The organism is Planococcus circulans, assembly GCF_020023385.1.
Classification (GTDB): Bacteria; Bacillota; Bacilli; order Bacillales_A; family Planococcaceae; genus Planococcus.
In genome coordinates this window covers 1-23,599 of the sequence record NZ_JAIQCL010000011.1, presented here as the reverse complement: position 1 = coordinate 23,599, position 23,599 = coordinate 1, and the positions used below count along the sequence as shown (strand labels likewise).

General features: G+C 47.7%; 24 protein-coding genes and 4 tRNA genes. 1 reads left to right on the top strand and 27 read right to left on the bottom strand.

What is annotated here, in order from left to right; translation table 11 throughout:
• Nucleotides 1-12: 12 nt before the first annotated feature.
• The 23 genes from K8U60_RS15985 to K8U60_RS15875 form a co-directional block, all read right to left on the bottom strand.
• On the bottom strand, nucleotides 13-399 hold the full coding sequence (locus K8U60_RS15985) for a flagellar protein FliT (protein ID WP_223642411.1): 387 nt from the start codon (nucleotides 397-399) through the stop codon (nucleotides 13-15).
• Nucleotides 399-1,889, bottom strand: coding sequence for a flagellar filament capping protein FliD (gene fliD / locus K8U60_RS15980; protein ID WP_223642409.1), 1,491 nt, complete (start codon nucleotides 1,887-1,889; stop codon nucleotides 399-401). Before fliD ends, K8U60_RS15985 begins: the two co-directional genes overlap by 1 nt.
• Nucleotides 1,890-1,907: 18 nt before the next feature.
• Nucleotides 1,908-2,252, bottom strand: a complete 345-nt coding sequence (gene flaG / locus K8U60_RS15975; protein WP_411730377.1) for a flagellar protein FlaG — start codon at nucleotides 2,250-2,252, stop codon at nucleotides 1,908-1,910.
• Between the two features lie 126 nt (nucleotides 2,253-2,378).
• Entirely contained in the window at nucleotides 2,379-3,119 is a 741-nt protein-coding gene (locus K8U60_RS15970) for a glucosaminidase domain-containing protein (protein WP_223642397.1), read from the bottom strand.
• 155 nt (nucleotides 3,120-3,274) lie between these two features.
• On the bottom strand, nucleotides 3,275-3,451 hold the full coding sequence (locus K8U60_RS15965; protein WP_146558799.1) for a YjfB family protein: 177 nt from the start codon (nucleotides 3,449-3,451) through the stop codon (nucleotides 3,275-3,277).
• Nucleotides 3,452-3,510: 59 nt separating this feature from the next.
• Nucleotides 3,511-4,368 (bottom strand): flagellin N-terminal helical domain-containing protein, encoded by an 858-nt coding sequence (locus tag K8U60_RS15960; protein ID WP_223642395.1) that lies wholly within the window; start codon nucleotides 4,366-4,368, stop codon nucleotides 3,511-3,513.
• A gap of 174 nt (nucleotides 4,369-4,542) precedes the next feature.
• The gene (csrA, locus tag K8U60_RS15955) at nucleotides 4,543-4,767 is read right to left on the bottom strand and encodes a carbon storage regulator CsrA (RefSeq protein WP_223642393.1); all 225 of its coding nucleotides are present in this window, start codon (nucleotides 4,765-4,767) and stop codon (nucleotides 4,543-4,545) included.
• Nucleotides 4,768-4,771: 4 nt separating this feature from the next.
• The gene (gene fliW, locus K8U60_RS15950; protein WP_223642385.1) at nucleotides 4,772-5,227 is read right to left on the bottom strand and encodes a flagellar assembly protein FliW; all 456 of its coding nucleotides are present in this window, start codon (nucleotides 5,225-5,227) and stop codon (nucleotides 4,772-4,774) included.
• A 106-nt stretch (nucleotides 5,228-5,333) separates the two neighbouring features.
• Complete coding sequence (locus K8U60_RS15945) at nucleotides 5,334-7,157, bottom strand: adenylate/guanylate cyclase domain-containing protein (RefSeq protein ID WP_223642383.1); 1,824 nt, start codon at nucleotides 7,155-7,157, stop codon at nucleotides 5,334-5,336.
• 11 nt (nucleotides 7,158-7,168) lie between these two features.
• A complete protein-coding gene (locus K8U60_RS15940) occupies nucleotides 7,169-7,513 on the bottom strand; it encodes a DUF3307 domain-containing protein (RefSeq protein ID WP_223642381.1) in 345 nt (114 codons plus the stop codon).
• Nucleotides 7,510-8,661 (bottom strand): HD-GYP domain-containing protein, encoded by a 1,152-nt coding sequence (locus K8U60_RS15935; RefSeq protein WP_223642378.1) that lies wholly within the window; start codon nucleotides 8,659-8,661, stop codon nucleotides 7,510-7,512. Before K8U60_RS15935 ends, K8U60_RS15940 begins: the two co-directional genes overlap by 4 nt.
• Before the next feature lie 174 nt (nucleotides 8,662-8,835).
• Nucleotides 8,836-9,312, bottom strand: a complete 477-nt coding sequence (locus K8U60_RS15930; protein WP_223642376.1) for an SRPBCC family protein — start codon at nucleotides 9,310-9,312, stop codon at nucleotides 8,836-8,838.
• Nucleotides 9,313-9,510: 198 nt separating this feature from the next.
• Complete coding sequence (locus tag K8U60_RS15925; protein WP_223642367.1) at nucleotides 9,511-10,929, bottom strand: purine-cytosine permease family protein; 1,419 nt, start codon at nucleotides 10,927-10,929, stop codon at nucleotides 9,511-9,513.
• Nucleotides 10,930-11,325: 396 nt separating this feature from the next.
• A complete protein-coding gene (locus K8U60_RS15920) occupies nucleotides 11,326-12,144 on the bottom strand; it encodes an STAS domain-containing protein (RefSeq protein WP_223642365.1) in 819 nt (272 codons plus the stop codon).
• 206 nt (nucleotides 12,145-12,350) lie between these two features.
• Nucleotides 12,351-14,153, bottom strand: a complete 1,803-nt coding sequence (gene glmS, locus K8U60_RS15915) for a glutamine--fructose-6-phosphate transaminase (isomerizing) (RefSeq protein WP_223642363.1) — start codon at nucleotides 14,151-14,153, stop codon at nucleotides 12,351-12,353.
• 535 nt (nucleotides 14,154-14,688) lie between these two features.
• The gene (glmM, locus tag K8U60_RS15910; RefSeq protein WP_223642361.1) at nucleotides 14,689-16,038 is read right to left on the bottom strand and encodes a phosphoglucosamine mutase; all 1,350 of its coding nucleotides are present in this window, start codon (nucleotides 16,036-16,038) and stop codon (nucleotides 14,689-14,691) included.
• Nucleotides 16,039-16,115: 77 nt separating this feature from the next.
• On the bottom strand, nucleotides 16,116-17,111 hold the full coding sequence (locus K8U60_RS15905) for a CdaR family protein (RefSeq protein ID WP_223642358.1): 996 nt from the start codon (nucleotides 17,109-17,111) through the stop codon (nucleotides 16,116-16,118).
• Complete coding sequence (gene cdaA / locus K8U60_RS15900; protein WP_223642356.1) at nucleotides 17,104-17,940, bottom strand: diadenylate cyclase CdaA; 837 nt, start codon at nucleotides 17,938-17,940, stop codon at nucleotides 17,104-17,106. The genes K8U60_RS15905 and cdaA overlap by 8 nt, the downstream gene beginning before the upstream one ends.
• 103 nt (nucleotides 17,941-18,043) lie before the next feature.
• Nucleotides 18,044-18,679: an anti-sigma factor family protein gene (locus tag K8U60_RS15895; protein WP_223642354.1), complete on the bottom strand. Its 636-nt coding sequence runs from the start codon at nucleotides 18,677-18,679 to the stop codon at nucleotides 18,044-18,046.
• Between the two features lie 12 nt (nucleotides 18,680-18,691).
• On the bottom strand, nucleotides 18,692-19,255 hold the full coding sequence (gene sigW / locus K8U60_RS15890; protein ID WP_215101094.1) for an RNA polymerase sigma factor SigW: 564 nt from the start codon (nucleotides 19,253-19,255) through the stop codon (nucleotides 18,692-18,694).
• A gap of 229 nt (nucleotides 19,256-19,484) precedes the next feature.
• Nucleotides 19,485-20,393: an arginase gene (rocF, locus tag K8U60_RS15885; RefSeq protein ID WP_223642345.1), complete on the bottom strand. Its 909-nt coding sequence runs from the start codon at nucleotides 20,391-20,393 to the stop codon at nucleotides 19,485-19,487.
• Between the two features lie 70 nt (nucleotides 20,394-20,463).
• Nucleotides 20,464-21,027, bottom strand: a complete 564-nt coding sequence (locus K8U60_RS15880) for a GNAT family N-acetyltransferase (protein ID WP_223642343.1) — start codon at nucleotides 21,025-21,027, stop codon at nucleotides 20,464-20,466.
• Nucleotides 21,028-21,041: 14 nt separating this feature from the next.
• Nucleotides 21,042-21,923: a LysR family transcriptional regulator gene (locus K8U60_RS15875; protein ID WP_223642341.1), complete on the bottom strand. Its 882-nt coding sequence runs from the start codon at nucleotides 21,921-21,923 to the stop codon at nucleotides 21,042-21,044.
• A 105-nt stretch (nucleotides 21,924-22,028) separates the two neighbouring features.
• Here K8U60_RS15875 and K8U60_RS15870 point away from each other — a divergent pair, with 105 nt between their 5' ends.
• Nucleotides 22,029-23,108, top strand: coding sequence for a citrate synthase/methylcitrate synthase (locus tag K8U60_RS15870; protein WP_223642339.1), 1,080 nt, complete (start codon nucleotides 22,029-22,031; stop codon nucleotides 23,106-23,108).
• Between the two features lie 70 nt (nucleotides 23,109-23,178).
• Here the strand turns inward: K8U60_RS15870 and K8U60_RS15865 are convergent.
• The 4 genes from K8U60_RS15865 to K8U60_RS15850 all read right to left on the bottom strand — a co-directional run bounded on the left by K8U60_RS15865 (nucleotide 23,179) and on the right by K8U60_RS15850 (nucleotide 23,538).
• Nucleotides 23,179-23,251, bottom strand: a tRNA-Ala gene (locus K8U60_RS15865).
• Between the two features lie 29 nt (nucleotides 23,252-23,280).
• Nucleotides 23,281-23,353 (bottom strand) — tRNA-Lys (locus K8U60_RS15860).
• Between the two features lie 12 nt (nucleotides 23,354-23,365).
• Nucleotides 23,366-23,440 (bottom strand) — tRNA-Gln (locus tag K8U60_RS15855).
• A 14-nt stretch (nucleotides 23,441-23,454) separates the two neighbouring features.
• Nucleotides 23,455-23,538, bottom strand: a tRNA-Tyr gene (locus K8U60_RS15850).
• Between the last annotated feature and the right edge of the window lie 61 nt (nucleotides 23,539-23,599).

Below are 23,599 nucleotides of genomic sequence, written 5' to 3'. Positions count from 1 at the left end.
TCCCCCTCGATCTTAATTCCGTTTATCTATGAATGAACCTTCAGTGGATACGGTTTGATAAGCGTTGCTGTATTTTTTTGATATTTCTTTTGTTTGAGCGATGCGATTGATCTGTGCAAAAAAGGAGTGGTGCAAGTCGTTGAGCAAGAGATGAAGCTGTTGATCGATTTCCTTTACTTGCTCAATGATAGACTGCTCTTCGGCTGTCCATTGAAAGTTTTTTTGCTTCATAAAAGTCTCTAACTGTTTAATAGATTGCTGCCGGCGATAAAATATAGTCTCAAGTGATTCAACGCTGCCTTCGTCGTTTGCTTCCATCCGTGAATTGATGTGCTTGGCTTTTTTGTAAAGCTCCTGTGTCTGTTCCAGAAATGCATACATAATTGTTTTTGAGCTCATTACGCGCCACCAAACATGTTCTGCTGCATCCAAGCGCTTTGCGAGTTCATCTGGCTTAACGCTTTCTCCATTGCTGTGAACTGTTTCCAATAGCGGTCTTCGACGCGCAATAGACGGTCTTGCCAGCGGCTGATTTCATCATTCATCTGCCTTATTTTTTTGGAAAGTGTACTGTTGTCTACAGAGCTCGAAGAACTGCCAGCTTTTGTGCTGAGATTTTTGACGATATTATTCAACGTGTCATATACTCTTGCCCCGACTCCATTACCCGCAGCATCTCTAGTGGTGAACAATGCCATCACTTCATCCGGTTTGTTCTTTAGTGCTTCACTCAATTTCGTTTCATCTATGAATAATTTGCCACCTTCAGTATATGCACCGGTGTTTATGCCTATTTGAGACAAATGATTAAGGTTACCATCTGCAACACTTGATACCTTGTCCATGAAGGCTCTACGCAAGTCTTGCATAGCCGCTTTCAATACCGGATCGTTACGCAATAAACCGCTCCGCGCTTTTTCTTCCCATAATTCAACTTCTTTTTCAGTCATGTCTTTCTTTTGTTCATCGGATAAAGGTTGGAAATCCGGGTAGCGCTTTTCGACCAGCTGCTTCTGCAGAGTTTCAATTGTTTCATTGTATTTATCAACAAAGTCTTTGATCATGGACAACGGCTTTTCAGGGTTAGACTGGACGTTTATGGTTGCTTCTGTGCCAGCCTGCAAAAGATTGATCGTCAATCCGTTAACGGTCGTTTGGTTAGTTTTTAATCCCGTAATTTCAATGTCATCAAATTTAATGGAGCCGTCTGCAGCTCCGGCAGCGGTGGCTGTGGTTGCGCCATTGTTGATAATTTTATTAGCCAAATCTGCATTTGCCGTTGTTCCGTCTGCTGCTGTGAAATTCATGGTAAAAGCCTGTTCGGCTCCCATTCCTTTTGTTGCAATGAAAAAGCGGGACGTCGTGTTATCAAAGCTGGCCCGCAGAGCTGGAATTGAAGCTGCAGTGGCATCCTGAAGATTCTTAGCTACGTCCGCAAACGTATCCGTGCTCGCTACATTAACGCTTACAGTTCCTATCTTTATTTGGCCTGCCACACCAATTTGATCTGTCGAATTGGCAGCCTTAGTGCTTCCGTCTGCTACTGTTGTCGTAATACCAGCAGTTGAGTTCAATTTCGCTGCACTCGCTACACTTGTCACCTGCACCTTGTAAGAGCCGCTCATTGCAGTAGCCGTTGTCGCTACCGTGAAACTTGTCGGATTTGGTGAAGTGACGCTATACGAGTTGAATGATGACTGAAGCCGCAAATTACTGGCACTTGTCCGAAGAGTCGACATGGACAAATTAGTATTGCGGAATGCTTCCTGCTGCCATTCTGTAAAGGTTTTTTGCTGCATTAATTTATCTAAAGGCATCTTTTGGATCTTCATCATGTCTTTGACGATTGATTCTGTATCCATGCCTGATGCTAATCCGCCAACGCGCATATTCTGTTCACTCCGTTCTTATAATTTCTCATCCACAATCAGGCCCGCCAATTCGGCCATCGATGCATACATATCTAAAAATTTTTTATTGGGAATTTCCCGCAGGACCTCATCTGTTTTCGAATCAATTACTTGAACATAATAGACCTCCAGCTTTTCATGCAGTTGGAATTTCACATTTGTCGAGCTCGGTTCTAAAAACTTGTTCATGTCCTCTACTTTATCGCTGATCATTTCTTTCATAACGGATTTATTAATATCCAACAATTTATTTTCTTCAGGAACTGGCGTTTCTTTGAAAGCTCCTGGATTCGGTTCGTTGATTTTTGAAAAATGAGGAATTGACTGATTTACTACCTCTATGATTGCCACTCTCCCAATCTTCTAGTTTGTTTAAAAGGCTCTATATTAGTTATCGGCAGAATATGTGGTTTTTTTAGCAATAAATCAAAAAAAATAAGACAGGCCTATGAAAAGACTTGTCTTATTTTATGTGAGCTTGGAATAATAATTGCTGACGCCTTGTGTCCAATGGTTGTTTAACCCGGTTGGATCGTTAGCGGCTCCAACCGGCGCGTATTTCGCTCCGATTTTCGCAATGGTGTCTTTGCCTTGATTCAAGTAGTTCTGGCGCAAATTGCGGGCCATATCGAAAATACTGTCTTCTACCGAACCATAACTCCGCAAGCCGTTTTTGCCCATCATGCCAGCGACATTGTTTTTGTCGTTGACCGCTTTCGATGAGCCATTTCCGGTTTCATGGATGGCAATGGCTGACAATAAATTCGGATCGAGATCGTATTTTTTCCCCGCATTGATAAAGTGGGCAGCCGTTCCGCTTAACTTGCCTTCTAATGTATTGTCCAATTTAACAAATTGCGTCGGCCGGAACTTCAGATCGCTCTTATCTGTTGCAGCGGTTGGCACTTCTTTTGTGTTGAGTGGCGGAATCGTAACAGCCGGATTATAGGAATTGGCTAGCGGGGCCGTTAATGGCGTAGTTAAAGACGGCAACTCAGCTTGAACACCCGTTTGCGGTGTTGTTTCCGTATTTGTCTGTTCCATGCTTTCCATCATGGCATTCATTAGCATCGCGAAAAACGTGCTGGGACTTGTCGAGTTGCTGACAGAGCTAGTGGTACTGTCGGTCTGTCCTAAAGCAGGCATCGACTTCGCCATCGTGGCAATCGTATTATATAAAAACAGATTAGAAAATATCGGACTGGTCAATTGGTTCTCACACCCTTTGCTTGAGTTAATCTTGTTTAGTGTACAAGATAACGGGTGAAAAAAGAATAGGATAATTGTGGTAGTAAATAAAATCTTTATCCAGTAAAAAGAAAAAAAGCCTGTGACCTTTTACAGTCATAGACTTTCTCACTCATTTACCCTCTAATGTCCAACTTGCCACCAATATGAGGCTGTACAAACTGTCCCAGCATTTTTACAACACTCTGACCATTTGTTTCAGCTTGGTTGATTGTCTTTTTCATAATAGAAACGTTTACTTCTGTTCGAACATTTATCTGACTGATTGCCATTGATAACGCACCAATATCCATTAGACTGCCTCCTTATAAAAAAAAGGAGCCTAAAATTAGGCTCCTGCTGATTCTTAATATTAACGTAGCAATTGAAGCACTTGCTGTGGAGCCTGGTTGGCTTGAGCTAGCATTGCTTGTGATGCTTGGGCAAGAATTGAATTCTTTGTTTGTTCCATCATTTCTTTCGCCATATCGACGTCACGAACTCGTGATTCCGCAGCAGTAAGGTTTTCTGCAGACGTGTTCAAATTATTTGTTGCGTACTCTAAGCGATTTTGGTTAGCTCCTAAGTTAGAACGCTCAGCTGAAACTGCTTTTATAGCATCATTAATAGTTGTAATTGCTGCTGTTGCTACTGCAGAAGTTGAAGAAATATCAATAGCCTCAGTTGCTTCATCATCAGTTGTAGCGATAGATAAACCAGTTGAACCTCTCATATCAGCGAAGTTAACCGTAATTTGTTGATTTTCATTCGCTCCAACTTGGAAGGTAAATGAACCATCTCCATTCGGTCCGCCTACGCCAGTCAAGAGATCTTGACCGTTAAACTGAGTATCTTTAGCAATGCGGTTAACATCCTTTGCCAACTGATCAGCTTCATTCTGAATTGCTTCACGATCTTCAGTTGTGTTTGTATCGTTTGAAGCTTGTACAGCTAATTCACGCATGCGCTGAAGAATGTCTTGAGTTTCATTCAATGCACCTTCTGCTGTTTGAATTAAAGAAATACCATCTTGCGCATTTCGAGAACCTTGTTCAAGTCCGCGAATCTGTCCACGCATTTTCTCAGAAATTGAAAGTCCAGCTGCATCGTCTTTCGCGCTGTTGATGCGAAGTCCAGATGACAATTTCTCCATGCTGTTCATTTGTGCGCTTTGAGCTGAGCCCATTTGGCGGTGTGTGTTAAGTGCTGCGATATTGTGATTGATAATCATTGTGTATTACCTCCGTGTAATGTTTTTTTGTTTTTTGTAAGCGCCCAAATCCTTTTGAACTGCCTTACAGTAGTTATATCGGAGGGGTTTAACAAATGTTTAGTGTTTTTTGAAAGTTTTTCTTTTTTATTTTCGATCCACATAAAAAGCCTGCAAATTCTGCAGGCTCACGTTCTATTTCTTCCGCATGCTTAAGAAGTCACTCAAATTGATGACATTCGACATTGCTTGCTTGTTCTCTTCCTGAATCTCCAGGTACACTTCTTTCCGGTGGATGGTCACTTGTTTTGGCGCGTTGATGCCGATCCGCACCATGTCCCCTTCTATAGAAGTGACCGTAATTTCAATGTCGTCGTTGATGATGATCGTTTCGCCTTTTTTACGTCCCAGTACTAACATCGCCTTACACCTGCCTTGCAGCGGTGTCGCCGCTCTGGAATAAAGCCTGCTTGATCTGGTAGTCTTTATTGTTCAAGACAACCTGCATGCCCAGCTGTTTTTTATTGTTGATAACCAGCGGTGCCTTCAAGTTAGTTGTTGCTCCGCTGATGTCGCCTTTAACAGAAACTGTCGTCAGCACAATAGCATCAGACGGATCTTCCAACTGCAGCCGCTCCACCATCTGCTCTTCCAGTTTGATGTCATAGTCCTTGAAAAACGTAAACGGATCGACCAGGAAGAAACTGACTTTCACCATTTCCACTGACTGCAGGAAAAAGAATGGCGATTCCCCTTCTGCATCCGCCGGTAGCAATACATATTTCTTATATTCATCAAATCCCGGAATCCCTCTATCAAACGTGATGACACGTTCTTCAGCCAGTTCCACTTCACCGAATTGCTCTGTTTGAATTTTCATGCCCAACTCCCTTTCCTTAACAAAAAAATGCCTCTTAAGATAAACATATCTCAACAGGCATTTATTAACAATCAATTTTTAATTAACTCCATCTACTGGAAGCCACTTAACCTGCCTGCTCTTCAATCTCCAACTCTTCTCTTAACCGAATCCGCACCAATTCCACTGCCCCATCAATCCCTTTCAGTACAGCCGAAAACTCTTCCAGCTCCACGTCAGCCCTCGACAACACTTCTGCTGACATCGGCTGCGCCAATACTTCGCGGCTGATGATGACATCATCGCCTTCACCTTGTCCCTGGATGCGCGCAGCGATATTGACGGTCCGGCCGAAATAATCGAGGCGGTCGTTGGAATTGACGGCGATGGCCGCTCCGCTGTACAAGCCAAGCCGCAGCACCAGGTCTTCATTCGCGGTGTCATTGAACGCTTTCAGGTTTTTCTGGATGGCCAAGGCCGCCTTCAACCCGTCCTCCGGTTTATGGAAGACTGCCATGACGGCGTCACCGATCGTTTTTACAACGCTGCCGGAATTTCGGGTGATGTGTCCGGTCAGGAATTCGAAATGATTACGCACCTGGCCGTAAGCACTGGAGTCGCCAATTGTTTCATACATTAAAGTCGAGCCTTTTAAATCCGTAAACAGGATCGTCACGTGGTCGATGCCGATTTTCTGTCCGGGCGACAGCACTTCAGAAGAAAACAGGTCCCTGAACTCCTGCATCGCCGTTACCTTGGCGGCTGTCACTGCCTGTTTGTTCCAGTCGGAATATTCCAAAGCGACAACGATGTCTGCAGAACTGGAATTTGTGATGATCACATCACCAGAGCCAGACACCAAATCCTGTGACCAACCCGAATCGTTGTAAAGCAGGGAAGCCGCGTCCGCATTTTTATCCACGGCTACTCTGTGGTTTGCTTGAAGCACCCGAAAACGCAGTGCATCTTCTCCCTCAGGAATCACAAAGCGCGCGGTCTTGCCTTTTTCGATGACTTGCTGGGCTTTGACATGGGGCGTGATCATCGGGCCGCCGATGCAATACACTTCAGCGTAGGCTTGGCGCACTGCGGGATGGACCGAGAAGTTCAGCTCGACATATTGATCGAAGTTGGCATCGTAGTTGACGCCGCACAGGTCGCAATGAAACTGCTGCTCGAGCTGCGACAGGGAGCTGTGCTCGATTTTTGAAACCCGACAGTTCGGGCAGATGACATTCCAGCTGAGGTTCAGCAAGCCCGCTTTTGTAGCGTACAACAACACGCGCAGGGTGTCATCCAGATCTGCGTTCCATAACTTGGCCACCTGCACCGGCTCGATTTGCGCGACGTCGTGGTCGCCTTTATCAGCTAAATAACGATGCAGCTTTTCCACATAGTCTCCATTGACCGGGGATTTGCCAAGCAAATCAGATAGCCGATCAAGCTCTGACAGATTGACTTTAGCGGTTGCCGGTTTTTGCGGTGCTTCGAAAGCATCCGTTGCTCCGGATTCCAAGTAATCATCCAAATAGCGCATGATCTTTTTGACAGCCGGCAGCCCGGTTGCCCAAATCGCTGCATAGCCCAATGGATTGAGCGGCACAAAGTCAGCCGTCAATTTTACGCGTGTTCCACTCTGTCCGCTGTCGAACAGTTCCACTTTCAGCGTGTAACGTTTGAGTGGCCCACTCAGGTAGCGGCGTTCGACCGTATAGCTGTCGTTTTCCTGCCACTGGAACGGAAACTCCTGCCAAGAGATGGGGACGAGCCCCAGTACTTTGGCATGGGCTTCCCGGTAAAACACTTCCGCTCCGTCTTGCTTCGCCGGACTGAAACTTACTGGGAACAAGCCGATATACAAGTTCATGCGATTATTGTCTGCGAGCAGCTGCCAGGCGGTTTTGCGGTCTACCGCATATTCTTTTTCAAGCACATAGGTTTTGGGCTTCATGTTGTTCACTCCTAGGAAATCACGATGGCAATGGCAAGCAAAATGAGATGGAAAATCTGGTCCGCCACAATCGACAGCCAGACCTTCTCGGGACCTTTAGCCGTCTGGACCCGCTGGACCCAAAACAGCACGAAGGTTTTGCGGTCCAGGATGATGTGGCCGAAGAAAATGATGGCTAGAGCCGGCAGGGACAGGCCCCCTGAGAGGAGGCCAAACACCGCGATGACGGCTGTGTAAATAGAGACATGCGTTAATAGCGGCAGCCATTTAACGGCTTTGTGTTTAGCCATCCAGCTTGTCTGCAGCAGAAAATCGCCGATCAGATGGCCGATCAATAATACGTCAAATTGGCTCATAGCCGGTAGCCTCTTCCCTGTTGCTCTTCGTATGTTTCCAATCGATAATCGCAGCCCGCCAAAATTTCGGCGAATGCGTCCACTACTTGGCGATCAAATAAAGTATCACGGCAGCGAAGCAGCTCTTCTGCCCCTAAACGGAACGACAACCCTTTACTGTAGGAACGCGCAGTGGTCATAGCATCAAACGCATCCGCCACTCCGACAATCCGCGCAAACAACGGGATGTCTTCTCCGGCCAAGCCGTGTGGATAGCCGGTGCCATCGAGCCGCTCGTGATGGGACAATGCGGTTTCAATCGCGTGCTCCATGGCGTCTTTCGGTTCCATATTGGACAGGATGTCTGCCCCGATGACTGTATGCTGCTTGATGGCTGCGTATTCATCCCCCGTCAATCGTCCAGGCTTTCTGAGGATGTCGTCCGGTATGCCGATCTTCCCGATGTCGTGCAATAAAGCCGCTTTATACAATTCTTCACAGGCATGTGCACCGAATCCGAGCTTTTGGGCAATCCATAATGAGTATTTCGCTACCCGCTCCGAATGGCCCGCTGTATAGGGATCACGCGCATCCAGCACCTTCGCCAGCGTGCGGATCATGCTCAGGAGCATACGCTGCAGTTCAGCGTACATCTGGCTGTTGTGGAGCGCCAGTGCGGATTGATTGGCGAGCGCGACTGCCAGGCTGATGTCCTGTTCGGAGAAAAAGGCGATGTCTTTTTTATTGAGTAGCTGCAACGCCCCCAGCACTTTGCCTTTGACCGCCAAAGGAACGGTGATCATCGACTTGGTCACAAAACCGCTGGAATGGTCCACGCGATGGGCCCAGTCAGGATTGACGGCTACATTCTCGATCAGCTCGGCTTCTCCTGTTCCGATCACTTTGCCGACGATGCCTTCGCCCAGCTCCAGCTCGATGTTGAGGATATCGGACGCAGAAGGCCCGTACGCCGCTGATGCCTTGATCTTTTGCTGTTCGTTGTTCAGTACCCATAAGGTTCCCGCTTCCGCACCCACGACCTGTACCATCTGCAGCAGAATGCTTTCAAGAACCTCTTCCATTTCTAAATTAGAATTCAATTGCTTTGAGGCTTCCAGCAAGGTCACCAGCTCTTGAATCTTGAATTCCAAATCCTTAAGTTGCGTCATGAACTTCCTCCGATAGCTTATAATAACCAAAAATGATTTATTTTTATGCTAGTTTTATTGTTTCTTGTCGATCATATCCTTTAACAAACGATTATGCAATATTACCCATATTTTTTATTTTCAGCACAAAAAACCGCAATCTCCTCAATTTACGGGAGATTGCGGTTTTTCCAGTTATTCTGTTTCAACCAATTGCTTCAAATTTTCGAACATCAAGCTCCAGCCTTTCCGGCTTTCTTCGCTGAATTCCGTGCCGGTCCGCTTGACGTCTTCTTCTGTCCAACCTTCTTCATGCGGCACAGTAATTTCTTGGACAAACGCCATTTCACAGCTGTTTTGTACCATCGAAATCCATACCGTGATGCGGTCCTCCAAGTCGTTGAACTGCGGCATCTTGAAGCTGAACATCAGTTTATGCGGCGGCTTCAATTCGAGGTATTCACCGACTGCGCGGTAATCCACACCTTCCCGGCGGTCGACGATTTCCCAGCTGCCGCCTGCGCGTAAGGAATTATTCGTTACCTGGTTGGTGGATTCAGTCGTGAAGAGCCATTTCTTCATCAAATCCGGGTTGGCCCAGGCTTCGTACACTACTTTGTCGCTGGCATTGAAACGGCGCGCCATCGATAAGGTTACTGTAGAAGTCGTCATCTAGATCATCCTTTCCGAATTGGATTAGATAGCCGTAAACTTTATCCCGCTTTAACGGTCAGTAAGACTCCCGCTTCTACAAGCGAGAGATCTACTGACCATAAAAGTCCGATTGGATCAACTAACAATCAGTAGGGAGAGAACTCCCACTGATTGAAGTTTCTCTTTATTGCCACCAGTGTAACGCAGAATTTTTTCTCAGGCAATATAATCCTCTTTCGGAATATCGAAAGCTTTTCTTTTGGCGTAATAACGGCCTTTTGTTGCCACTGCCAGGACAACAGTCAAGATTGAAGCCAAAATCAATGCGAAGAACGCTGCGGTACTTTGCAGGAATGTGCCCATGTAGCCGAGTGCTGCGATGGTTCCGAGCGCGGTCGGCACAATCAACGCCACAACGCCGACCGGATTCCATTTATACAAGTTTCGCTGCCTGGATTCGTAATAACCCGGGCCGATCTTCAGCCATTTCTTGACGACAAGTGCATCCGTCACGAGAATCGACGCCCAGCTCATCAGCGCAACTCCCTGGAAGGTCATCGCGACATCCAAATGTTCGACGATGCCACCTAGCATTAAGATGATGGCAACGACACCGGACACCACTACCCAGAAACGGCGTCCCGGGGAAAAGCCGAACATATTCTCAAAAAAGCTCGACAAGGACAGGGAGCTGCTGTAGATATTGGTGATGTTGATGCGGATTTGCGTCAGCATCGTAAACAGCACACCGCCAAGCCCAAGCAGGACGACGATGTAGACGCCCGGATTGGATTCGCCGAGTGTGACGCCGAACCAGATGCCGAGTCCGCCCATGACGCCAAAGCAGAAAATCTGGGGAATGAATCCGATGGCGATCGAGCCGATTTTCAAGTCTTTCGGTTTCAGGAAACGCGCGTAATCAGAAGCGATCAATGCAGTCAGTCCCATGATGCCGTGCTGCATACCGATGCACAACAGCAAGGCGGTTCCGCCGATCTGGACGCCTTCGGGCATATAGGTCCAGAAACTGCCATCAAATTTCGATGTGGTATTGAAAGCAACGACAATGGCCGCAACCAGGAAAATCGCAAAAACCGGCAGGGACCATTTTTGTAATTTATCCAATTGTTTGATGCCGAACCAGTTTAAGGGGATGACCACTGAACCGAATCCGACAATTAAGAGCCATACGGGGACGGCGGAGAAATAAGCATGGACGGCAGCGACCAGGATCATGCCTTCAAATGCACAATACATGATAAAGTTCGATGCGTAGATTAAGGAAGTTAATGAGGCTCCGATGTAACCGAATCCTCCGCGGGATAGTAAATTGACGTTCATACCGGATTTGGCCGATAGATAAACGATGATGGTTCCGAGGATGCCTGCGACGATGATCGCGTAGATGGCGGAAATGATGGCATTGGCGGCTCCGAATTGCAGGGCCATGACGCTTCCCATCTGGAAATAGAAGATGGCGGTCGCGATGCCGAAGGTGATATTGGTGATGCTCAGCCAACCCATTTTGCGTTCTTCCCGTGGAACACGGTCAAACGTGTAGTCGCCTGTTGTTTCGTCTCCATGGCTTTGTTTCTTTTTGACTAACTCTTGATCTGCAGTAATCTCAGATCTCATCTTATCAATTCCTTTCCTATTCAGTTTTCATTGTCCTTTGGGAATGCAGGTAGGCTTGGCCTATTCCCGTTCGCTTGCGTGGGTGGCTATGAGTGAGTCGTGCTGAGGTTGGAAGAGGAGGAAAGCTTAAACTTCATTCACAAAAGACAAAAAAATAGCGGACTTTCTCCGTCCAGGCTTAGAGCTGAAACGAATAAATTCCGTGCTTTCTTATTTTAGCATAGCATTAGACTCCATAGTTGCGCGCCGCCTCAGAGTCGTTCCTTAGCCTCGGCTTGCAGCCATTTACTGGTTCCTGTTCTTAGCACTTAAGCCCCACTCGGAACATCGATTGCCGCACGCATCAAAAAAGCCTCCGCAGAACAACCTGCAGAAGGCTCGTAGTGGCTTCTTTCCTTATCTGACGCTTTCCAACGCTTGTTTCACTGTTGCATAGGAATCCGTATCCAGCATATCAATTCCACTGTGGACGATGGTTTGGACAAGATCCGGGCGCAATCCGGCGATGACCACATGAATCCCCATCAATTGGAGAGTTCCACCGATCTGCTGGAGAGACTGGGCAATATGGTCGTCGATGGTCAGGACACCCGAGAAATCAGTGATGACATGGTTGACGTCCATCTCCGCGATTCTTGGAATGACGTTGTTCATGATATGGGCGATCCGGTAGCTGTCGATCACCCCGATCAAAGGCAACACCACCACGTCGTCAAGCACTGGGACAATCGGCGCCGACAGATTGAGCAGCTCCACCTGCTTTTCCGCCTGGTATCTTTCCGACAACCGCTCAAACGCATAGAAAGTTTCATTTAAACTGACATCCAGTATCGCATCAATGCCCCTGGTCGCTTTGGCACTTTCCACGACCGTCAATCCGAAATCCAGGCTGAGCCGTGTAAAAATCTCCGAGAACACCTGCCGCGTCGGTGGATAACGAACGACGATCTCTGAAATCTTGCCGCCGGAAGCCACCTGCATTTCGGCATTCTTTTTGCTCCACTCAATCAGTGAATCCGGAACTTCAATGCGCTCCCCTTCTGGAAGAGACTGTCCGAAAAACCCGAGAAGCTCAACGTACATGCTTGCAGCCTGCTCTTTTTCCCAGTCGGGAATTTCCAGATTCATCTCCTGCACAACTGATTCAACCACTTCCACTGACAACGATTCAGCATTCTCACTTATGTATTGGGAAAAGTCCTTAAACGAAGACATTCAGTTCACACCTTTTTTCTTTTGTTGCATTAAGTATACCATTTGGCACAGGAGAAAATGGAAAATCCACGGTTATTCTTTGACCACTTCGTAAAAGAATATTGCTAAATAGCTTCTGAAGTTCAGTTTTTCTTTCCTTATAAATTATTCTGTAAAAACAAAACACCCCTTCGGATCTTATATCCAAAGGGGTGAAGCTGACACTATTATTCAACTGTTACAGATTTCGCAAGGTTACGCGGCTTATCCACGTCACAGTCGCGGTGAAGCGCTGCGTAATAGCTGATCAGCTGCATCGGGATGACCGATACAAGCGGAGACAGCAATTCGTTGACTTTCGGAAGCACCAGGCTGTCGCCTTCTTCCTGCAAGCCTTCCATGGAAATGATGCATGTGTGTGCGCCGCGTGCCGCCACTTCCTTGACGTTGCCGCGGATATTCAAGTTGACCGCTTCTTGTGTAGCAAGCGCGATAACCGGTGTGCCTTCTTCGATCAACGCAATCGTGCCGTGCTTCAGTTCGCCTCCAGCAAAGCCTTCTGCCTGGATGTATGAAATCTCTTTCAATTTCAATGAACCTTCAAGTCCAACGAAATAATCCATGACGCGGCCGATAAAGAAGCAATTGCGTGTTGTAGACAGGTAGTCTGCAGCAATCTGTTCCATTTCTTCTTTCGAATCAACCTGTGCTTGGATGGCGTTAGCGACGATTCCAAGTTCCTGAACCAAGTCAAAGCCGATATCGATGCCCCGCGCTTCCGCTGTCACTGCACCGAGGATCGACAATACAGCCAATTGTGCTGTATAGGCTTTCGTTGAAGCTACCGCAATTTCAGGACCTGCATACAATAGTAACGTATGGTCAGACTCACGCGACAAGGTAGATCCCGCAACGTTCGTGATGGTCAATGAAGCATGGCCCATCTCTTTGATCTTCACCAATACTTGGCGGCTGTCCGCTGTTTCCCCTGATTGGGAGATGAAGATGAACAAGGGTTTTTCAGAAAGCAACGGCATGTTGTAGCCAAATTCACTTGAAACATGCACTTCAACCGGAATGCCCGCTAATTTCTCGATGTATTCCTTGCCGATCAATCCTGCGTGGTAGCTCGTCCCCGCCGCGATGATGTGGATGCGGTCAGCAGCCTGCATGGCTTCCAAAATTTCAGGTTTGATGGTCAATTTATCATTTTCGTTTTGGTACGCTTGAACGATTTTACGGACAACCGCCGGCTGCTCGTCAATTTCCTTCAGCATATAGTGAGGGTAAGTTCCTTTTTCAATATCGCTCATGTCGATTTCTGCAGTGAATGGCAAGCGGCTTACCGCCTCGCCGTCCAACGTCAAAATCTCCACGCTGTCTTTGCGGACGATGACGATTTCCTTATCCATCAATTCAACAAACTGGTCCGTCAATTGAAGCATCGCCATTGCATCAGATGCCACGACATTGAAATCTTCGCCAAGTCCTACAAGCAATGGGCTTTTGTTTTTTGCTACAAAAATTGTCTGCTCTTCTTCCGCGTCCAATAGCGCAATCGCATATGAACCCTTCAGTAAGGTAAGAGCTTTGCTGAAAGCTTCCTGTGTCGTCTGGCCTTCTTCTACGAATTTACCGATCAATTGAACGATGATTTCCGTATCCGTATCCGATTCCATCGCCACTCCAGCCAAATAATCGCGTTGGATGTGGTGATAATTTTCGATCACGCCGTTATGGACGATTGTGAAGCGGTCAGATGTATTCTGGTGCGGGTGAGCGTTGATGCGGTTCGGCTTACCATGGGTTGCCCAACGTGTATGCCCGATTCCCGTCGTGCCCATTACTTCTTCTTCAACAACGCCGCGCAAATCAGCAATGCGTCCTTTTTCTTTAAAGACCGTTACGCCTTTGCCGTTGCGGACAGCAATTCCTGCTGAATCATAACCGCGGTATTCCAAGCGCTCCAAGCCTTTCAATAAAATTTCCTTTGAATCATTTTCTCCAATATACCCAACAATTCCACACATAGTCTAATTCCTCCGTTTTTCTGAAAATCAAAATGAGTGTTTGTCTGTTTCTCCAAACACTTCTGCTTGAGCCCATCCATCTTGTTGTCCAATCGATCACTCGACTGTTTTAAGAGTGGACATAACGACCGGGCTTCACGGCCGGAAGGGATCCGCCGAAATCTCGATACTCCTTCTCCTCGTCTACTGAAGATGACAGGTCCGTCCGATTTCTTCAGTACAGGCGCTATAATTGTTTTCCTCGCACTAACTTCTATCCCCCTTTTTCTGCGGTCGTAAACCGACTCTATCATCATACAGTCTCCACACAATCCCGTCAATTAAAGCATATAGTTACTTAGGTCTATCTCATCATTTTTTTCCGTTAACTGGTTCTTTTTCCTTTTACTTTTTATATTTCATCTCATCTACATAAAGAACAAAGAATCCATTTCCAGGGATGCTTCAGTCGCTTGGCAGAATATCCGTTAGGAGATTCACTTATAAAAAAGACCGTAAGCAAGAATGCTTACGGCCCCCAGAATCCCTTATTCGATTAATTCAAGCCCATTTCGCTGCGGACAACTTCCGCAATGCGTTCCACATAGTTTTCACAGTCTTCCGCAGAAGCTGCTTCCACCATGACACGCACCAATGGCTCCGTACCGGATGGACGCACAAGTACGCGGCCGTTGCCGTTCATCTCAGTCTCGACGTCTCCAATGACAGCTGCCACTTTGGCGTTGTCCGTCACAGCGTGCTTGTCCGTCACACGAATATTCACGAGTTTTTGCGGGAAGATGGTCATTTCAGAAGCCAGCTCAGACAATTTCTTGCCGGTGATCTTCATGATATTGACCAGCTGCAAGCCCGTCAATAAACCGTCACCCGTTGTGTTGTAATCCAGGAAAATAATATGGCCAGATTGCTCGCCGCCCAGGTTGTAGTCATTTTTCTTCATTTCTTCCACTACATAGCGGTCGCCGACAGCCGTTTTGTTGCTCTTCATGCCATGGCTTTCCAATGCTTTATAGAAGCCCATATTGCTCATGACAGTCGAAACTACGGTATCTTTCTTCAAGCGTCCTTCTGAATGCAGGTGCTTGGCACAAATATACATGATCTGATCGCCATCGACGATTTGGCCTTTTTCATCCACGGCAATCAAGCGATCTCCGTCCCCATCGAATGCAAGTCCGATATCGGCGCCTTTGGCAAGAACCAGCTCCGCTAATTTCTCAGGGTGTGTAGAGCCTACTCCGGCATTGATGTTCAAGCCGTTTGGTGAAGCTCCCATAGAGGTGATGTCTGCATCCAGATCCGCAAATACATGCGTCGCCAGTGTAGAAGTCGCACCATGTGCACAATCAAGCGCTACATGGACGCCATCAAACTCCTCATCGACTGTCTGCTTCAGGTACTGAAGGTATTTCTGGCCGCCTTCGAAATAATCCGTGATGCTGCCAAGGTCGCCGCCTGTCGGGCGCGGCAATAGATCCTCTTCGCTGTCAAGCAACGCTTCAATTTCCGCTTCCTGGGCATCCGACAATTTAAAGCCGTCAGAACCGAAGAATTTGATGCCGTTGTCTTCCACAGGATTATGGGAAGCAGAAATCATGACACCTGCTTCAGCGCTCATGACACGCGTCAAATAAGAGACGCCTGGTGTACTGATGACGCCGAGGCGCATAACTTCCGCTCCTACAGAAAGCAGTCCGGCAGCCAATGCGCCTTCCAGCATTTCGCCTGAAATCCGTGTGTCGCGGCCAATCAGTACTTTCGGTTTGTCTTTCGCACTTTTCGTTAAGATATATCCGCCAATGCGCCCTAATTTAAAGGCCAGTTCAGGTGTCAATTCGCTGTTGGCGACTCCCCGTACTCCATCTGTTCCAAAATATTTTCCCATTCTACTTTTCGCTCCTTCAATCATTTGCTTCTGATTGTTTTAGTTAAGCTTTCGCTTTTTTATGTTCCTCAAAGCCCTTATGGCGTTGTATCGTCCGTCGCTTCAGGATCTTCCGGGATCAGCGCCGCCTCATCGATCACTGTTTCCGCTTCCACCGAGACTTGGCCCGGTGAAACGCCGGAAGCTCCAGAAGGAATTTCCAGCTCCACTTCCACGGTATCATCTTCAGCCGTGACGCTTGACGCTTCCACTTCAATGACATATTCAGTGATTTCATCCACCACCGTTTTCGGACCGAAAATCCGAACTTCTTCTGTGGTCGTGTTCCAGTCATTGATGGTGATGCCTGGACGGGCTTCGCCTATCGGCTCAAGCCTTACCGGCACTAATTTACTGTATTCGACGACATTGACATCCACTTCGACTTCCTGCGGTTCGATTTCCGCATTTTCGAGTTTCGTCAGATCTTCTGCCAATACGCGGACACGTGCACCAGTCGTAAAGGATTCCTTCACTCCCTGCTCGCCCGAGACCGTCGCTTTCACAAAGCTGATGGCGTCAATCATGCTTTTCGGGCCGGTCACAGTAACGGTTTCCGGATTGACAGCCACACTTTCCAAAATAAAGCCTTCTGCCAGCATCCGTTCATTTATTTCCGGATCGATACGGAATTCCTGTGACACCCGCTCTTCGATCACTACATTGACAAAAGCGGGGTCGACTCGGATATTTAATTGTTCAGAGAGATTTTCGGTTTGGATTGGGACTTGATGCTCCCCCATCGGCAAATTGCGCAAATCCACAAACAACGTAAAGTCTTCCAATTGGCGCGCTGTCTGTACAATACTGACAGGGCCATTGAGATGCAGATCAGCTGTTTTCGGTACACCGCTGACCATCAGGCTATTATCATGGTATACCTCAAGTTCCACATCTTCAATCACTTCCGAGGTCCGGCTATTGTCCGTCGTCCCCGTAGAGTTATCTTCCGCCTGCACCGAAAAGAATAAAAGGAAGGCTAACAGCAGCGCCGTGCTTCGTAAAAACCAGCGATTGTCCATCATCTTATCCATTCTTTTTCCCCCTCCAATTCCACCAGGAAAGAGCGACTTCCTGCTGTTCTGCCCCGAACCAGATCCGGCGCAGCTTCACTTCGAAGTCTTCAAGTGACAAATTGCGGTGCAAATCGCCATTCGCCGTCAGGCTGATGGCGCCTGTCTCTTCCGATACGACAATCGTAATCGCATCGGTTACTTCGCTGATGCCGAGAGCGGCACGGTGACGCGTTCCCAGCTCTTTCGAAATGAACGGACTTTCTGAGAGCGGCAAATAGCAGGCCGCGGCGGCAATCCGGTTTTTTTGTACAATCACCGCTCCGTCATGCAACGGTGTATTCGGGATGAACAAATTGATGATCAACTCAGAGGTAATGTCCGAGTTCATCGGAATGCCGGTTTCAATGTACTCGCTCAAACCCGTTTCGCGTTCAATCGATATCAATGCCCCAATTCGCCGTTTCGCCATATAGCTGACGGATTTGGACATTGCTTCGATCAAGCGGTTGCGCTCAGACTCTTCATTCAGCGTACTGCTGGAGAACAGCTTGCCGCGGCCCAGTTGTTCGAGCGCACGGCGCAGCTCCGGCTGGAAAATGATGATGATGGCCAGGAAGCCCCATTCGAGCACCTGCTGCATGATCCAGCCGAGCGTTTCCAGGTTGAGTGCCTGTGTCACGAGGCGTGCAATAATAATGACAAAGATCCCTTTCAGCAATTGAACAGCCTTCGTTCCTTTGATGACGGTGATCAATTTATAGATAACGAACCAAACTAATAAAATATCAATAATATTCCCTAGAAGTTCGAGTGGTGTTTGGTCTGTTAAATTCTCCAAAAAAGGCATCTGCAACCCTCGCTTTTCTACATCTGCATATGCATTAAGTATATCATAAGTGAATTGGGCTTGCCTTCATAGAAAAAACCCATCCTTTAGGAGAGGATGGGTTTTACTCTTCTATTTGGCTGTCATCTCCACCAAAAATAGCGGCTGCATCTTTAAAACCGTTTTTGATGGTGTACCACAGCCATTCAAAAGCTTTGTCGATTTCCTCGATTTCACCGGTGATGACGCCGCTCGATGCCATGTATTGGCCATTGACGATCGTCACGTCCCCTTGAAGCTCGCCCTCGACGCGCAAATCACCGTTGCGCACCGTCAAGTCACCAACTACGGTCTGCCCTTCAGGGACGATGACAGTCTGTCCCTCGACCACCAGATTCGGCTGTTTGGTAAACGCAAACTGCTGGTCGTCATTGAAGTTTGTAAATAATACTGCGCTCATCAACACGCAGAACAGCGCTGCAGCTGCCAGCATCGGATGTCTTCTGAACCAACGCTGGACGCCTGCACGCTGTCTTTCTTTCGGCAGCCTTCCCATTGTCTTCTGGACAAAATCGGATGGTGCTTTTATATGTGAGGCACTTTGGACAAATGCAATGGTTCTGCTTAATTCCTGGTACTGCTTTCTGCAATCGCTGCAGCTCTCCAGGTGGTCTCTCAATTGCTGTTCATCAGTTGGATTGATATCTCCATCAAGGTAATCATCCATTAGATGAAGCACATTTTCCGGACACGCATTCATAATGCTCGCCTCCTACAAATTGCTCAATTGCTTGCGAAGAGCTTCTCGCCCACGATGTATACGCGTCTTCACCGTACCCAACGGCAAATCCAAAATTTCACTGATTTCCGCCAGCGGCAATTCTTCAATATACTTTAATACAATAGCGGCACGGTACTTATCTGGCAAGCGGCTAATTTCATACTGTACCCGCTCCTGCACTTCCATCCGCATTAACTCTTCTTCCGGAAGCTCGTCATCATTGGCGATTTTCGAATACATGTTCAAGCCTTCCGTTCCGCGCACTTCTGCATCCAAGTGGTAATCCGGCTTTTTCTTGCGGATCCGGTCGATGCACAGATTGGTGGCGATGCGGTACAGCCAGGTCGAAAATTTCCGCTTCTGGTCAAACGTGTGGATGTTGACATAAGCCCGCATAAAAGCTTCCTGAGCAATATCTTCCGCTTCCTGCTTGTTGCCAAGCATCCGGTAGCAGATCTGATACAGCTGGTGCTGGTAAAGCTCCACGATTTCGGCGAATGCGTTCTGATCGCCTTTTAATACTTTAGCTATTCGTTTATTGACTAACGCATCCATGATCTCATTTCCCTCCGCCTATGCGGCTGTACTTTATATACGTCCCTTAACATGAAAAGTTTCATTTATTTTTTCTTATTCTATCGTATCAGACAATACCCAAATAAATCCAACTAATTTTGTAACGTTTTTAAAATGAAAAAGTTTCCTGTTTGCAGCATAAAAAAACTGCAGACAGCTCGAACGGATCGAGTGTCTGCAGCTTGAAAAGGCTTGTGCCTGTTTTTGATTATAATAATTTTTCGCCGAACAGCGAACCGATCAACGCAACAGCTACATCAGCTGTCCGATTCTTCTCATCCAGGATCGGATTGACTTCCACAAACTCAGCAGAAGTGATGATGTTTGCATCAAACAGCATTTCCATCGCCAAGTGGCTTTCCCGGTAGCTGATGCCGCCCGGAACCGGTGTGCCGACACCCGGTGTGTAGATTGGATCGATGCCGTCAAGGTCCAATGACAAGTGGACAGCATCCGTTTTGCGTTCCTCTTTTAAATAATGGATCGCATCTTCGATAACCGCATTCATGCCCATTTTATCAATTTCGTGCATGCTGTAGACACGGATGCCGCGTTCTTTGATCAACTGGCGTTCACCAGGGTCAACGGAACGCGCGCCGATGATGACGATATTTTCAGGCTTCACTTTTGGTGAGTAGCCGCGGATGTTCGTCAGTTTTTCATGGCCGAGCCCAAAGCTTGCTGCAAGCGGCATGCCGTGGATATTGCCGGATGGCGACGTATCACTGGTATTCATATCCGCATGCGCATCATACCAGATGACGCCTAGGTTTTCATGGCGTTCGGAAATTCCGGAAAGAGTACCGATGGCAATGCTGTGGTCTCCGCCGAGCACCAATGGGAAATTGCCGGATTCTGCCACTTCAAACACTTTGTCTCCAAGTGCTTCCGTCGCTTCCGTAATCGCTTTCAAATTACGCAAGTTCGTTGATGTATCGACGCTGCCGTCTGCTTTGCCGATTTGGATATCCCCTTCATCCGAAACGATATGGCCCAGGTTTTCAATGCGGTCCACGACACCCGCATAACGGATCGCGCTTGGTCCCATGTCGACGCCACGGCGATTTTGCCCATGGTCCATTGGAACTCCGATAATAGATATATTTAATTTATTCATTATTTTATACCCCCTTAGCAAGATAGACTCATTGTAACCGCTAAGGTCTCTTTGGCTCAACCGTACAAAATCAGGTATATTTATTCACTTTTTTTGCGAGATCTTTTTTCACTTTCGGCCAGTCCCGATCAATAATAGAATAAACCACGGCGTCTCTTGGCTTGCCCGTCGAGCGGATGCGTTCATTGCGCAGGACGCCTTCTTTTACAGCGCCGATGCGTTCAATGGCCTTTTGTGAAGGGACATTTGCGGCATCTGTTTTGAATTGGACCCGGATCATGCCGCGCTCTTCAAAGCAATAACTCAGCAATGCACGCTTGACTGCCGTATTGACATGCGTTCGCTGAGCGGACTGCGCATAAAAAGTGGCGCCGATTTCACAGCTTTTATTGGCCTCATCAATTGCATATATGCGTGTCGTCCCCAGAATATCACCCGTTCCCGGGTTTTCCACCGCAAAAATAAGAACATTCGATTGGTTCAGACCCGCTTCCAGCCACGCCACCATATCTTCGAAAACCTCGACTTTATTGAGCATATGCTCAAAGATTTTTGGCGTATACAATGCCCATAGCGCTTCAAAATCGTCTCTCTTCAATAAACGTAAACGAACACCATCCGATTCAATAATCATCCCGATCTCTCCTTTTAAGTAAAATATACCGATTGGATGCGCTGCAAGAAATCCTGTTCAAGCGCACCCATGTGTTTCGTCAAAAAATAAGTGGAGACGACGGGTAGAGGAAACAAGTCGAAATGCGCTTCCATCAAGCGCCCTTCGACCAGCTCCCGACGGACCATCGATTTGGGCAAAAAAGAAGCACCTAAACCTTCCTGGATAAACCGTTTGGCAATATACGCCTGCGTCACTTTCATGGTGCGGATACCAGGAACATACAGACGCAGCTGCCCCAACAGCTCTTCCCAAAAAACGGGGTGATGGTGCGTAAACAATACAGATGTCCGTAAGGCCTTCTCTACTGAAACCGCAGGCCCCGTCTCATCATCATAGGCATCTCTTGGAAGGATGAACAGCAGTGGATCGTCGTAGACTACAAGCTGTGCAATGCCGCCCCTACTCGGCGGCAAGGCAGAGATTCCGGCTGATACCTGCTCCGACTCAACCAACGCTTCGATCTGTTCGGATTCTTCCACCCGGATCACCAGCTCCACTTCCGGATGCTGCCCTGTGAATGATTTCAAAATATAAGGCAAAATCGTCTCTGCCATCAAAGGAGAAATCGCCAAGGTCCATTTTTTGCGGTAGCCCTGGGCGAATGAATGCAGCTCTTCCACACTATCATCCAGCTGTTCAAGCACCTTTTCTGCTTTTCCCTTAAAATAGCGCCCTTCCTCGGTCAATGACACCCGGTTATGGCTGCGTTTGAATAAGGAGAGGCCTAAGCTTTCCTCCAATAAGCGGATATGGACGGTGACACTAGGTTGTGACATCATCAGGCGTTCCGAGCTCATTCTGAAATTCAAGGTTTCTGCAGCGTCCACAAAGGTTCTTAACCACTGGACTTCCATGACATCCCCCATCTCGATTACTATTCTTAATTGTCTCAATTATATATCTTTAATTTTTTTTATCAAATCCGAAGAGTAAACTAAAAGAAAAAGGAGGAATTCCACATGTTTCAGCAAGGATTGAAAGGTGTAGTAGCCGTCCAAACAGCCATTGCTTCTGTAGATGGGGACCGGGGAGAACTGCGTTACCGGGGACAATTGGTGGAAAACGCTATAGAAGGCAGGTCATTCGAAGAAACCGCTTATTTTCTCTGGCACGGTCAGTGGCCCGATGCTGAGCAGTTGAAACAGCTTCAGCAACAATTGGCTGCCCACCGTAAACTTCCGGCGCATATTGCTGACATTGCACAGCTGCTGCCAAAAGAAACCTCTTTGATGGACGCCGTTCGGACATTGGTATCTGCTTATTCGCATAGCGAATTCCAATCTCTCTCTTCCGCAGAACAAGCCATTGCACTGACAGCTGTCCTGCCGGTGATGACGGCTTCATTTTACCGCATTCAAAACGGTCAGGAGCCGATTGCACCCCGAAGTGATTTGGGGCACACTGCCAACTACCTGTGGATGATCAACGGCCAGGAACCGACCGGCGCACAAACGGAAGCACTCGAGACCTATTTGAAGCTGACCATGGAGCATGGCATGAACGCCTCGACCTTTGCAGCACGCGTCACCATCTCTACGGAATCCGATCTCGTATCAGCCATCACCTCTGCTCTCGGTGCTATGAAAGGTCCCCTTCACGGAGGCGCTCCATCCGGTGTCATCGACCTGCTCGATGAAATGAAGACCGAAGACCACATCGATGCCGTGATTTCAGAAAAGCTGGACCGCGGCGAAAAGATCATGGGATTCGGCCACCGGGTCTACCGGACAGAAGATCCCCGGTCGATTGTTCTCCGCAAAAAATGTCTGGAGTTGCAGGGGAAAGATCCATGGCTCGACTTGGCGGCGGCTGCCGAGACCCGCATCATCGAGCTGCTGAACGAGCGCAAGCCGGGGCGTGCTCTGTATACCAATGTAGAATTTTATGCCGCAGCCATCATGCGGTCGATTGCCATGCCGACAGGGCTGTTTACACCGACATTCAGTGTGGCGCGCATTGTCGGCTGGACCGCGCATTCACTGGAACAACAAGAAAACAACGTGATTTTCCGGCCACAGTCCGAATACATCGGAAACTAAAAAAAAGCCGTATCCAAGTTAATGGATACGGCTTTTTTACACATGGATAGTACAAATACACATGGAACAATGGAGCCTAGGGGGCTCGAACCCCTGACCTCGTCACTGCCAGCGACGCGCTCTCCCAGCTGAGCTAAGGCCCCGCGCTGAACAGGCGCAAGGAATTTGAAAATGAGCCATGAAGGATTCGAACCTTCGACCCTCTGATTAAAAGTCAGATGCTCTACCAGCTGAGCTAATGGCTCATAGTAAAAAAATGGCTGGGGTACCTGGATTCGAACCAGGGCATGACGGGATCAAAACCCGTTGCCTTACCGCTTGGCTATACCCCATAGCTATAAGAAACTGGTGGTGGGGGGCAGATTCGAACTGCCGAACCCGAAGGAGCGGATTTACAGTCCGCCGCGTTTAGCCACTTCGCTACCCCACCGTATAAACTTACGAAAAAACATGGTGGAGGATGACGGGATCGAACCGCCGACCCTCTGCTT